The organism is Spongiibacter sp. UBA1325, from assembly GCF_002306875.1.
Lineage (GTDB): Bacteria > Pseudomonadota > Gammaproteobacteria > Pseudomonadales > Spongiibacteraceae > Spongiibacter > Spongiibacter marinus.
This window is the reverse complement of record NZ_DBTD01000010.1, coordinates 772,920-785,875: the sequence shown is the minus strand read 5'-3', so window position 1 is coordinate 785,875 and position 12,956 is coordinate 772,920. Positions and strand designations below refer to the sequence as shown.

At 55.8% G+C, this 12,956-nt stretch carries 12 protein-coding genes; 9 read left to right on the top strand and 3 right to left on the bottom strand.

What is annotated here, in order from left to right; translation table 11 throughout:
* The first annotated feature begins 104 nt into the window (after positions 1 to 104).
* Positions 105 to 2,057 carry a metallophosphoesterase family protein gene (locus B3K78_RS15570; protein ID WP_286696159.1) on the top strand — a complete coding sequence of 651 codons (1,953 nt, stop codon included), beginning with the start codon at positions 105 to 107 and terminating at the stop codon, positions 2,055 to 2,057.
* Positions 2,058 to 2,092: 35 nt separating this feature from the next.
* Here B3K78_RS15570 and B3K78_RS15565 read toward each other — a convergent pair whose 3' ends face one another.
* Entirely contained in the window at positions 2,093 to 2,743 is a 651-nt protein-coding gene (locus B3K78_RS15565) for a response regulator (RefSeq protein ID WP_286696158.1), read from the bottom strand.
* Between the two features lie 149 nt (positions 2,744 to 2,892).
* Complete coding sequence (gene acs, locus B3K78_RS15560) at positions 2,893 to 4,854, bottom strand: acetate--CoA ligase (protein ID WP_286696157.1); 1,962 nt, start codon at positions 4,852 to 4,854, stop codon at positions 2,893 to 2,895.
* Positions 4,855 to 5,060: 206 nt separating this feature from the next.
* On the opposite strand from acs, the gene B3K78_RS15555 reads away from it, so the two are divergent.
* The 8 genes from B3K78_RS15555 to B3K78_RS15520 all read left to right on the top strand — a co-directional run bounded on the left by B3K78_RS15555 (position 5,061) and on the right by B3K78_RS15520 (position 12,566).
* Positions 5,061 to 6,356, top strand: coding sequence for a DcaP family trimeric outer membrane transporter (locus B3K78_RS15555; protein ID WP_286696156.1), 1,296 nt, complete (start codon positions 5,061 to 5,063; stop codon positions 6,354 to 6,356).
* A gap of 96 nt (positions 6,357 to 6,452) precedes the next feature.
* Positions 6,453 to 6,722 (top strand): DUF4212 domain-containing protein, encoded by a 270-nt coding sequence (locus B3K78_RS15550; RefSeq protein ID WP_204996638.1) that lies wholly within the window; start codon positions 6,453 to 6,455, stop codon positions 6,720 to 6,722.
* Positions 6,723 to 6,737: 15 nt separating this feature from the next.
* Positions 6,738 to 8,471 carry a sodium:solute symporter family protein gene (locus B3K78_RS15545; RefSeq protein ID WP_286696155.1) on the top strand — a complete coding sequence of 578 codons (1,734 nt, stop codon included), beginning with the start codon at positions 6,738 to 6,740 and terminating at the stop codon, positions 8,469 to 8,471.
* Positions 8,472 to 8,602: 131 nt separating this feature from the next.
* On the top strand, positions 8,603 to 9,121 hold the full coding sequence (locus B3K78_RS15540) for a hypothetical protein (RefSeq protein ID WP_051171202.1): 519 nt from the start codon (positions 8,603 to 8,605) through the stop codon (positions 9,119 to 9,121).
* 23 nt (positions 9,122 to 9,144) lie between these two features.
* The gene (locus B3K78_RS15535) at positions 9,145 to 10,995 is read left to right on the top strand and encodes a putative nucleotidyltransferase substrate binding domain-containing protein (protein WP_286696154.1); all 1,851 of its coding nucleotides are present in this window, start codon (positions 9,145 to 9,147) and stop codon (positions 10,993 to 10,995) included.
* Position 10,996: 1 nt separating this feature from the next.
* Entirely contained in the window at positions 10,997 to 11,641 is a 645-nt protein-coding gene (locus B3K78_RS15530) for an exonuclease domain-containing protein (RefSeq protein ID WP_286696153.1), read from the top strand.
* Between the two features lie 31 nt (positions 11,642 to 11,672).
* Positions 11,673 to 12,170 carry a PaaI family thioesterase gene (locus B3K78_RS15525; RefSeq protein WP_286696152.1) on the top strand — a complete coding sequence of 166 codons (498 nt, stop codon included), beginning with the start codon at positions 11,673 to 11,675 and terminating at the stop codon, positions 12,168 to 12,170.
* On the top strand, positions 12,171 to 12,566 hold the full coding sequence (locus B3K78_RS15520; protein ID WP_027874239.1) for a PaaI family thioesterase: 396 nt from the start codon (positions 12,171 to 12,173) through the stop codon (positions 12,564 to 12,566). It abuts the gene before it with no gap.
* A gap of 71 nt (positions 12,567 to 12,637) precedes the next feature.
* Here B3K78_RS15520 and B3K78_RS15515 read toward each other — a convergent pair whose 3' ends face one another.
* Positions 12,638 to 12,916 (bottom strand): DUF3081 family protein, encoded by a 279-nt coding sequence (locus B3K78_RS15515; protein WP_286696151.1) that lies wholly within the window; start codon positions 12,914 to 12,916, stop codon positions 12,638 to 12,640.
* Positions 12,917 to 12,956 lie beyond the last annotated feature (40 nt).

Here is a 12,956-nt window from a genome sequence, read left to right as displayed (position 1 = left end):
CCAGAGTTTCACAACCCTGCAATGGGGTTGTCACTTCTCGCCGGTCTAATGTCCGCTGTTTTTTAGGCAATCCACCAAAAACACCTCACTACAGCGGACTTACTATGACTTTCTCAATTTTCCGTCGTTTACTCGGCGGTCTTCTTTTTGCCAGCGCGCTAACGGCCTGTAACTCAGATAGCGACAGTTCCAGTGGCGCAAACTCCTCGCCGGTGCGTACCGAGCCATTCAGCATTGGTTTACTTCCGGATACCCAGGGCGGATCCGATGCACAGGGCCAGGCGCACGTTGCGATGTATCCGATGCGGGAGGTGCTGAAACATCAGTCGGCCAAGGGCGTGGATTTAGTCATCGCTGTCGGTGACCTCACCGACAAGGGCAGCACGGTTGAATGGGACGAGTGGACATCGGTTGCCGAAGACTTCAGAGACGGCGGCATTGAATTTTTGCCGGTAATGGGCAATCACGAAATGAACTATGCCTACACGACGGAGTGGATTGCCAATATGCGCAATTACATTCCCGAGGACGCGGTGCACATGCCCGGTTACGAATGGGTGAACTACTACGTTGTGCGCAGCAACGTACTCATTATTGGTCTGGCTTACTACAACCTGCCCTTGGCGATCGACTGGATAAAAGACGTGGTGGCTGAGAATGCCGATGTCGAGCACATTGTTGTTGCCAGTCACGACGGTTTGATCGGTGCGAAATACGGCCAGACTCGCGAGCAAATTGTAGAAGGTACCAAGGGCGATGACTGGGTATACGGTGTTCAAAAAGACATTCGTGAGTTCTTTGCTGAGCACGATGTTATTTATGTGCAAGGCCATGAGCATCAGTATCAGCGCTCGTTGATCTCCGCCACGACCATGCAAACAACCTTTCCCGCAAGCTCCACGCCTTCGGGAGGCAACTACCAAATGGGGGTGTATACCCAGATCATGGCGGGTAATGCCTCATACAAGGGCTATGAATTTCGCTATGGCGAGCGCGAGTTGGTGCAAGCGATCGTGTCTCAGAAAAATGCCACGTACAGTGAAAGCAAAGGCTCGGATCACTTTGACGTGAACTCGTCGATATTGCGCTTTGATGGCGACCGCGTTGACTATCAGTCCTACTACGCGGAGCACCAGGCGCGCAGCAATGATTCAAGCCAGGACTTTGACGCGCAGTGGGTGTTGATGGATCAGTTCTCGCGGGCCAAGAACCGCTGTGAAACCGTGGTCTATCCCAACTCGATTCCCGACGGCACGCGCTCAGTGCTGGTGTTCCAGACCGAATATATTACCGATACCTGCCTTGCTGATGACGGCTCGTCTGCGCGTTTGGTGGGTGGCGATAATGACACCTTTAACCGCACGGATACACGCACCCGCGATATGGAATATGTGCCCGGCTTCTCTCGCGCGGAATCCCTGATGGATTTAACGCGGCTCGCTTATCAGTGGCTTTACCAATACCACGAGAGTTGGACGCCGAACCTGAATAACCGCTATCGCGCGGTGCCCGATGAAGCCGAGAACGTGCTGCTGATTCCTGAAACGACGATCGACCTGAAAGAGCACGTGACCTTGAGCTGGCAAGGCAAGACCGCAGACACCTTGACGGATCGGTTGCTTATCAGCGGCATGCAAAACCAAACCGGGGTTTACCAGGGGGCTTATGGTGGTGAGCGGGATATTGCCGCTGATACCGGCCTGCCACTGTCGCAACCAGATGGCACGGCCAAGGCGCCCACCGTGTTGCCTGGCAGCGCGACACAGAGCTGGGATATCAGCACGGCCAAGGCCGACCCCTATGCGGTGGCTTTTACAGTGAATGAGTCTGTGCCCTTCGCCAGCAGTATTCTGGCGCAGAAAACGGCGCAAGGTTGGCAGGCTATCGCCACGCCGGAGTGTGTTGTTGAAAGTGCCTGGCAGGAGGGCTTTATCGGCGCCATGCCAAACCGCGCAGCGGCTTGTGAGAGTCAGCCCCTGCTGGGTTACGATACCAACGCCAGACAGTGGTGGGCAGTATTGGATGCCGATACCGAGATCGCGGTGATACGCCGCTAGGCCGTCGACGGTGCGGAGCCGCCTTGCGGCTCCGTTTACTCTACAGTGGGCGTGTTCACGTCTAACTGGCTCAGCATCAGTACGGCCTGTGTTCGCGAATGCACACTGAGTTTGCGAAAAATTTCAGTGATATGGGCTTTGATCGTGGCCTCGGTGACATTCAGCTCCCAGGCAATCTGCTTGTTCAGCAGTCCCTGCACCAAATAACTGGCAACGCGAAACTGCTGAGGCGTCAAGCTTGCCACGACCTCGGCGATCGATTTCTCATCGCTGCTGCTGGCTTGCTGATAACGCACATTTTCCGGCAGCCAGCGCTCTCCTTGCAGCACTTGTGCAATGGCGGTGCTGATCTGTTCTGGCGAACTGCTCTTGGGCAAAAAGCCGCTGGCGCCGTAATCAATGGCGCGGCACATCACTTCCTCGGTTTCAGAGGCAGACACCACCATAATCGGTATTTCCGGGTGCTGGGCCTCCAGGTGGACTAAGGCACTAAAGCCCTGTGCGCCGGGCATATGCAAGTCGAGCAGCAGTAGATCGATGTCGCTGTCTTCGTCGATGGCCTGTTGAAGGCTGCCGATATCGCCGACCTCGTCAATGCGTGCAGTCGGAAAGCTCGCGCTCAGGGCACCGCGCATGGCCGAGCGGAAAAGCGGGTGATCGTCGGCGATCAGAAATCGCTGGGTCATGGGGCCTCATTGTTCCGTTATTGTTTTTCGATTAGGCCAGTATAAAAAAGCCCCGCAGTGCGGGGCAAGCGCTTAGGAAAAGCCTGTGGTAAAGACCCGGCTTCTAGGGGTGGAGGAGAGAGTCACCACCCCGCATCTGCACATTCAGTTTACGCAGCGTTTTCGTTGATGTGTTGATGTCCCTCAATAAGCCGTGCAACAACTGAGGGATCGGCAAGCGTGGAGATATCGCCCAGGGCGTCGTACTCGTTGGCCGCGATCTTGCGCAGAATTCGGCGCATGATCTTGCCGCTGCGCGTTTTAGGCAGGTCGTCGGCCCATTGAATCACATCGGGAGAGGCAATCGGGCCGATTTCGCGGCGCAGCCACTGCTTCAACTCTTGCAACAGGGCGTCGTCGCCTTGCTCGCCCTGCTGCAGGCTAACGTAGATATAAATGCCTTCGCCTTTGATCTCATGGGGGAAGCCAACCACGGCGGCTTCGGTCACTTTCGGGTGGGCAACCAATGCGCTTTCCAGCTCGGCCGTGCCCATGCGGTGACCAGAGACATTGAGCACATCGTCCACGCGGCCGGTGATCCAGTAGTCGCCATCAGCGTCGCGGCGGGCACCGTCGCTGCTGAAATAGTAGCCGTTGAAGGTGGAGAAGTAGGTATCGATAAAGCGCTGGTGGTCGCCAAAGATGGTGCGCATTTGCCCGGGCCAGCTGTCGCAAATGACCAGGTTGCCATCGGTGGCGCCGTCCAATACGTTTCCGTCGTTGTCCAGCAGTGCTGGTTGTACACCGAAGAACGGCTGAGTGGCTGAGCCGGGCTTCAATTCTGTGGCGCCGGGCATCGGGGCAATCATCATGCCGCCGGTTTCGGTCTGCCACCATGTGTCCAGGATAGGGCAGCGGCCCTCGCCAAAGACGTCGTGGAACCAGCCCCAGGCCTCTGGGTTGATTGGCTCTCCGGCGGTACCGAGCAGGCGCAGTGACGCACGGCTGTTGGTAGCGGTGGCTTCCTCACTCTTGGCCATCAGTGCGCGGATCACGGTAGGTGCGGTGTACAAGGTGTTCACCTGATATTTATCGATAATCCGGCCCAGTCGGCCGCAATCGGGGTAGTTGGGAACACCTTCATACATGATGCAGCTGGCGCCGTTGCTGAGCGGGCCATATACCGCGTAGCTGTGCCCAGTGATCCAGCCGATATCGGCCATACACCAGTAGACTTCATCCGCTTTGTAGTCGAACACCGTATGGTGGCTCAGAGAGGTGTACACCATATAGCCGCCGGTGGTGTGTACCGCGCCTTTGGGTTTCCCGGTTGAGCCAGAGGTATACAACAGGAACAGCGGATCTTCGGCGTTCATCGGCTCGGGAGGGCAAACGGCTGACTGCTGCTCAACGAGGCTGTGGTATTCCACGTCGCGGTTGGCGCGCCAGTGAATATCGGCGCCGGTGTGCTTGAGCACCAGAACTTTTTCAACGCAGGCCGGAGAGCACAGTTCTATGGCCTCGTCGACGTTTTGTTTCAGGGGAACCGTTTTGCCGCCGCGACGACCTTCATCGGCGGTGATTACCAATGCCGATTGACCATCGCTAATGCGTCCTGCCAGCGCTTCTGGCGAGAAGCCGGCAAAAACCACCGAGTGCATGGCGCCAATGCGTGCGCAGGCGAGCATCGCGAAAACGGCTTCCGGAACCATTGGCATATAAAGAGTAACCACATCACCTTTTTTAACGCCCAGGCTCTTCAGGCCGTTGGCGAGTTTGCAGACTTCTTGATGAAGTTCGTTATAGGTGAATTGTCGTGAGGCTTGGCCCTCTTCATCCGGCTCCCATTGCAGCGCGAGTTTTTCGCCGCGCTCACTGAGGTGTCGGTCTAAACAGTTTTCAGAGGCATTGAGTACGCCATCTTCAAACCACTTAATATAAAGATCGTTTTTATCAAAACTGCAGTTCTTTATTTTACTCGGTGCCTGGTGCCAGCTGATTCGCTCCGATACCTGCTTCCAGAACGCATCGGGGTCATTGACCGATTGTTCATACATGGCCTGGTAATCGTCTGCAGAGATATAAGCATTCTCGCGAATCGACTCTTTGATGGGGTAGCGTTGCTCTGTCATGGCTGTGCCCTCGGTTCAAGGTGTGCGTTCTTGTTATGTCACACAGTATTCTCCGCGAGCGCTTTTTTCGCTATTAGACCTTGGTCGAGCGGCTGATCCCTCCCTTCTTAGACTTTCGTCGATATTTGACTAATGGCTAATACGCAGCTTTGCAAAGTCGGCCTATAACCTCTAGTGACACATAAAAACAACCGGGAGACACTCTTATGCAAAGCAATAAAAAGCGCACTTTCGCATCTCGATATCTACCTGCTCTTGCGGCACTGCCACTGGCCGTTGCCGCGGGTTCCGCTTCCGCTGAGTCGCTGGAGCAGCGCGTGCAGCGCTTAGAAGCGGCGCTGGCTGAATCCACGGCGCAGGCGTCGAGCAATACCAGCTTCAAGTTTGGCGGCTATATAAAACTTGATGCTATGGCGAGCCAATACAGTGGTGGTGAAAGAGCCTTGGCGGCTGTCGGCGATGACTTCCTAGTACCTTCCGTTATTCCCATCGGCGGTGAATCAGGCGACGCCAATTTCGATATGCAGGCCACGTACTCGCGCATTTGGTTTAAAACGGCGACGCAGACCGACGCCGGTACCATCTCCACCCATGTAGAGATGGACTTCGGTGTTAACCAAATCGGCGATGAGCGGCTCAGTAATTCTGCGGTATCGCGCATTCGTCATGCCTTTGTAAGCTGGCAGTACGACAAAAACAGCTCCTTCCTTGCCGGTCAAACCTGGGGCACCTTCTTTAATGTGGCGAGCCTGCCAGAGACCCTCGACTTTGTTGGCCCGGTGGCCACAGTATTTGAGCGCCAGGCGCAGTTGCGTTGGACCCACGGTATGGGGAACGGCAGTTCGTTGATGGTTGCTGTGGAAAACCCGTCCACTGGGCTCTATGGCGGCACTAGCGGCGCCGCGGGCGGCGGTGATTTTGACAACAATAGTCTGCCCGATGTCGTTGTTCGTTATAACGGTAAATCAGGCGACCTGAGCTATAGCGTGGCAACAGTGCTGCGTGAGATTGCTTACAAAGAAAACTTTACCAATAACCTTGCGCAACCCATTGAAGGTGACGAGAGCGAGATCGGTTATGGGGTGAGCTTTTCGGGTAAATGGCAGCTGGGTCAGGATGACCTCAAGTTCCAGCTGAACGCCGGTAACCTCGGCCGCTACCTGGGTTTGCAGAGCTTCCGCGATGGTTACATTGAAAGCAATGGCGATATCGATCTGCTGGACACTGTGGGTGGCTTTATCGCCTACCGCCACTTCTGGGCACCCAAGTGGCGCAGCAGCTTTGTGTTGTCAGCCAGCGAAGCCGACCAGCCCAGCAACGCGCCCGCTGGCACGCCAAGCGCTTACCGCAGTGCTCACGCCAACTTGCTGTATTCGCCGGTTAAGGCACTTACCCTGGGCGCTGAGCTGATCCACGGCGAAAAACACATTGAAGGCAGCATTAACGGCGACGACAGCGGTGAGCTGGATCGCTTGCAGTTTAGTGTGAAGTACGTGTTCTGAGCGTCCCGCTCTTGACTAAAGTCGAATGGTTTGCGGCGACAACAAAGCGCATAAAGAGTATGTCGCCGTGATTCAGACGAATAAAGGAGAATAACAATGGCGTTTCAATCGAAAGAAATGGCGAAAGCATACTGGCGTGAAAACCTCACGTTGATGCTCTGGCTGTCAGTGATCTGGTTCATCGTGTCTTATGGATGCGGAATCCTGTTTGTAGAGCAGCTCAATGCCATCCGCTTGGGTGGATTCAAATTGGGCTTTTGGTTTGCGCAACAGGGGTCAATTTACACCTTTGTGGCACTGACATTTATCTACGCAAAAAAAATGGGCGATCTCGACCGTAAATACGGCGTAGATGACGACGCATAATAAGAGGCAGCCATCATGGAACTTCAAACATTAACGTATATTGTGGTGGGGTTTACCTTCGCCATTTATATCGGCATCGCCATCTGGGCGCGCGCCGGTTCGACGAAAGACTTTTATGTAGCCGGCGGTGGTGTTCACCCCGTTGCTAACGGCATGGCAACTGCCGCTGACTGGATGAGCGCGGCGTCGTTTATCTCAATGGCCGGTCTGATCGCCTATATGGGCTACGGCGGCTCAGTTTTCCTAATGGGTTGGACGGGCGGCTTCGTGCTGCTGGCCATGTTCCTGGCGCCATACTTGCGTAAATACGGCAAGTTCACGGTACCTGAGTTCATTGGCGACCGCTTCTACTCAAGGACTGCGCGTATCGTTGCCGTTGTCTGCTTGATTATCTGTTCGGTGACTTACGTTATCGGCCAGATGAAAGGGGTAGGGGTTGCCTTCTCGCGCTTCCTGGAAGTGAGTTATGAAGTCGGCCTGCTGGTGGGTATGGCTATCGTCTTTGTCTACGCCGTTGTCGGTGGCATGAAGGGCATTACTTATACGCAGATTGCGCAGTACTGTGTGTTAATTCTGGCCTACACCATTCCCGCTTTTTTCATCTCCTTTAACTTAACCGGCAACCCCTTCCCGCAGCTTGGTTTGGGCAGCACGATCAGTGGTACCGACGTATACTTGCTCGATCGCTTGGACCAGGTGATTACCGAGTTGGGCTTTGCCGACTACACCAACAATGTTCGCGGCAGCACCTTGAATATGTTTGTGTACACCCTGTCGCTGATGATCGGTACGGCGGGCTTGCCCCACGTCATTATCCGCTTCTTCACGGTACCTAAAGTAAAAGACGCGCGTACCTCAGCGGGTTGGGCACTGGTGTTTATTGCCATTCTCTATACAACTGCGCCGGCAGTGGCAGCCATGGCACGTTTGAACCTGCACAACACCATTGCGCCGCCAAGTGCTGAACAAAACCTCGCCTACGAAGAGCGCCCACAGTGGTTTAAAAACTGGGAAAAAACCGGTCTTCTTGAGTTCGAAGATAAAAACGGTGATGGCCGCATTCAATACACCGCGAGTGCGGAGACCAATGAAATGGTCAAAGTCGATCGCGACATCATGGTGTTGGCAAACCCTGAGATAGCCAAGCTACCCAACTGGGTTATTGCACTCGTGGCAGCGGGTGGTCTCGCAGCAGCATTGTCTACTGCGGCAGGCTTGTTGCTGGCAATTGCATCGGCGATCTCCCACGACCTGTTGAAGGGCGTATTAATGCCTGACATCTCCGAAAAAGCAGAGCTTAGAGCCAGCCGAATTGCCATGGCAGGTGCGATTGGCTTTGCGGGCTACCTCGGTTTCAACCCACCTGATTTCGCGGCGGGTACGGTAGCACTGGCCTTTGGTTTGGCGGCCTCCTCGATCTTCCCCGTGTTGATGATGGGTATCTTTAATCGCCGCATCAACAAAGAAGGCGCTATTGCCGGGATGGTTGCAGGTATCGGTGTCACCCTGTTCTACGTGTTCCAGCACAAAGGCATTATGTTCGTGGCCAGCACCGCCTTCTTGGGCGATATGCCAGCGAACTGGTTCTTTGGCATTGAACCCAACGCGTTTGGTGCAGTGGGTGCCGTGGTGAACTTTGCGGTTGCCTTTGCGGTGTCTGCAGTGACCAAAGCACCGCCAGCAGAAGTGCAGGAACTTGTTGAGCACATCCGCGTTCCTGTTGGTGTTAGTGCGGCGCAGGATCACTAAGCCGACACTAGCGGTCGATACAAAGCAGGCACCGTCAGGGGCCTGCTTTTTTTTTCCTCGACGAGTATGGAAATTCACTCGACCAAGGATGATAGTAAAAGTCGAACACACAATAACAAGGGATCTGCGCAATGAGTGCGACATCAATTCTTACCAGCAAACACACGATTACCGCATTAATTGTTACGCCGATTTTGGCGATCATCGCTTATTTTGGTGTCGATAGAATGGTGAGCGAGCGGCCCCATAAAGCCGAAGCAGGCGCGGTATATAAATTGGCTGCGATGTCTAAATGCCGATATCAGAGTGGCGAATGTACCCTCAAGAACGGCAACTTTGCACTGACGCTGCGGCCGGAGTTTCGCAGTGAGCACGTGATTAAGCTGCGTTTAGAATCTGCCTTCCCCTTGCAGGGCGCTAAAATTTCCATTGCCCCGGACAGTGCCGTGGATTACCCACCTATGGATATGGAAGCCGAATCTGCCGATGGCAAGGTCTGGTTAATTCGCACCTCAGTACCTGCGACCGAGGCGCCACAGCTGCGCGTCGTGGCGACCGCCGATGGCGCACAGTACTTTGGTCAAACAGGGCTGGAATTTACCGTCTATCAAACCAGCTTTGAGCGAGATTTTCGCGGCGGTCAGCAGTAGCACTTTCGATCCAGGGGGCGAAAATGAGTGATAAAGCAGAGCTGGCATTGGTGAGTGATTTTCTCGCCGAATGTTTGCCCTTTGATAGCCTTGACCCACAGACACTGGAAGACGTTGCTCGTCAGCTCCGTATCAAATATGTGCGACGCCATCACCGCTTTAGTGCGATGGATGGTGACGGCCTGTATATCCTGCGTAGCGGCGTTGTTGATGAACAGCAGGAGAGCGGCTTGCTGCAGCGCTTTGAGAGCGGGGAAAGTTTTTCCCTGAATGGCCACAGTCGCGACGGCGAAGTCACACAGTCGCGCTATTTCGTTGCCATAGAAGATTGCTTGATATACCGCCTGCCGGACGATGCGCTGCGCAGTTTGCGGCGCCAACATCGCCATATAGACCGCTTTTTCCATGCGCGCAGTGAGCGGCTATTGCGTCGCGCCGCGCGCTTTCGCGGCCAGCCGTCGTTTCTAATGCAGCCGGTTACCTCAGTAATGAGTCAACAGCCGCTCGAAGTTGGCCCCGAGACATCGATAGCGCAAACCGCACAGGCAATGACCGAGCGCCGCGTGTCCTCGGCCTTTGTGACCCGCGATGAAACCCTACTGGGCATCGTCACCGACCGCGACTTGCGCAGCCGCGTATTGGCCCTGGGGCTATCGCCCGATCAAACCGTGGCCAGCATCATGACCGAGAACCCCTGCGCCCTGGCAAGTGACGCAACACTTTTCGATGCCGTGCTGGAGATGACCAATCGCGGCGTGCACCACCTGCCGGTATTGGGCGAGGCGCAACAGCTGCTCGGTGTGTTGACCACCTCCGATGTCAACGTGGCAAGGGAAGACGACCCGATCTACTTTGTGCAGCGGGTATCGCGGTTGAGCACTCTTACAGCGCTTCAGGAGCAATTAGCGCGCCTGCCGAACCTGTTCCGCCAATGGGTAGAGGCCGATACGCCGGTGACGCAGATTACGCAAATGACAACCGCGGTAAGTGATGCCTTGACGCGGCGGCTTATCGACCTTGCCGAACAATCGCTTGGCCCCGCTCCCTGCGACTACTGCTGGTTGGGCTTTGGCTCCCAGGCTCGGGGCGAGCAGTTACTCGGTGGTGACCAGGACAACGGTTTGCTGATTGATAATTCTGCAACCGACGACGACATGGCGTGGTTTGCGAAACTCGCCGACTTTGTCTGCGCTGGGCTTAATGACTGCGGCTATGACTACTGCCCGGGTGACGTGATGGCCAAGTCGGAAAAGTGGCGCAAGCGCGCCGCCGATTGGGAGGCGATGGTCGACGGCTGGATGACCAGCCCCAGCGCCAGTGCAGTGATGCACATCAGTATTTTCTTCGACCTGCGCGCCATTGCCGGCAGCCGCAGCCTGGCTGAGGCCTTGCAGCAACATATGTTGGCCCACAGCCAGCGCAATACCATTTTCCTTGCCGCGCTGGCAGAGAATGTTCTGGCAAGCTCGCCGCCGCTAAGCATGTTTGGCCGTTTTCTGTTGGAGCGTAGCGGCGAGCACCAACACAGCCTCGACCTGAAAAAACGCGGCGTACTGCCGGTGATAGAGGTCGCCCGACTGCACTCGCTGGCCAATGGCATTCCCGCGGTAAATACCCATAAGCGCTTGCAGGCACTGGCGCGCGCTGGTCAGATGAGCTTGGCAGATAGTCGCAATCTTGAGGATGCATTTACATTGATCAATGGCATCCGTTTGCAACAGCAGGCCGCGCAAATTGCCGCTGGCGACGAGCCCGATAATTACTGCGACCCCCGCCAGCTTACCCGGTTGCAGCGCAGCCACTTAAAGCAGGCATTCAGGGTGGTTCATCAGGCCGAGGATATTATCAAGCTGCGCTACCGAGCGGGTAACTGACATGTCGGCGTTCTGTCAGGCGCTGCGCCTGCAATTTAAACGCTATCAGTATCGCCGGCGTGCCGCGCGCGCGCTGCGCGACTGCTGGCAGTTGTCACCGCCCTGTTGGCAGTCGCCCGCCAGAGATGCCGCCTACCTCGCAATCGATCTGGAAATGACCTCGCTGGACCCAAGTACAGGGGAAGTCGTGAGTATTGGCTGGGTGCCGATTACTCATTGCGAGATCGACCTGTCGGCGGCGCGCCACCACCTTTTACGCGCTGAATCGCTGGTAGGCGAAAGTGCCGTTATCCACCAACTGCGCGATTGCGACCGGGTAGGCGGTGAACCCCCGGCGGAGGTGTTGCAAGCGCTGCTCAAGGCCGCCTCCGGTCGAGTGTTGCTGTTTCACTGCGCTGAGCTGGATATCGCTTTTCTCAACGCACTTTGCCAAGCGCACCTGGCGGCGCCTTTGCTGCTGCCCTATGTCGACACCCTGCAAATTGAGCACGGCCGCCGTGAGCGCGCTCATCAACCGGTTCGCAACGGCGAGCTGCGTTTGGCTGACTGCCGCGAACACTACCATTTGCCCGCCTATCCCGCTCACAATGCACTCAGTGATGCTCTGGCAACGGCCGAGTTGTTTTTGGCGATTAAGTCTCGGTAAACTGCCGCGCTGAATTGTAATGGGAGTTGGTATGGCTCTGGACCTTCAAGAGTTACGTCGCTTTGTGGATGTGGTACTGCAGTCGAACCCCGGCGATCACTTCACGACCTTGGGTATCGCTGTCGAGGCCGTAGAGCACCACCACGTGCAAATGAGTATGCCCTATCGAGAATTGCTAATTGGAGACCCCGATACAGGAGTGCTTCACGGCGGCGCTATTACTGCGCTGTTAGACACCTGCTGCGGGTTTGCCGCGGCCACCGCCCTTGATGACCTGGGCATGACACCCACGATCGACCTGCGCATCGATTACATGCGCGCGGCGACGCCAGGCAAAAGCGTGATTGCCGATGCCGAGGTGTACCGCGTTAGTGAGAGCGTGATATTTACCCGCGCTCTTGCCCATCACGGTGATGTTCAACACCCGATCGCCTCTGCGGTAGGTAATTTCTTCCGAATGGAGTCAGCGCTGTTTGAGGAGATGCGCCGAGAGTTTCGACGTGCCGAAGCGACAGAGGGAGGGGCGTAAATGACAGACGATTTTCAAGCGCGTATCGACCGCGTGCCCTATGCGCGAACGTTGGGCATCCAAATGATCAACGAAGACGGCTGTTTTTTACTGCCGGCGCGGAAAAGCAATATTGGTAATCCGACTCTGCCTGCCTTGCACGGCGGTGCCATCGCCGGGTTTATGGAACTGTCGGCGATGATTCATGTGTTGAGTCAGGGAGGTAGCGACAGTACGCCTAAAATCGTCGATTTTGCGGTGGACTTCGTGCGTGCCGGAAAATTTGAAGAAACCTTCTGCCGGTGCGAGTTGGTATTTTTTGGGCGCAAAATGATCAACGTGAGTATCACAGCCTGGCAGGATGACCCAGGTCGTCCCATTGCCAAGGCGCGGGCGCAGTTCTTAGTAAAAGACTAGCGCGGGTGAGTTTGAGGCGGACCGGGCAAAAGCCAGGCCGCCGTTACCCGTGCAGCGTGCTATCGGCGATGCTAGGCAACCTCGTTCAGCTCCCGGCTGACGTTGGCAATATCCCGGTGTAAGCTTTCCAGTGCGGCGCGGTCGGTGGTGCTAAAAGACAGGGTATTGTGGAAATTAACGGTAACCGATGCGCGACGGTTTTCCAGGGTAATGGTGTAGCCATCGATCCCTGAACTTACCTTGATGGGGCCGTATTCCCGCCCCCAGCCATCACTGCTCGCCACGCCGTATTGCTGAACCAGTTCAAAGCTGCGTAACAGCTCGGCTGGCCTGAACTTGCGTTTTTCCATGGGAAGTCGCCCTCTCATCGTTCAGTATTAATACGTCGCG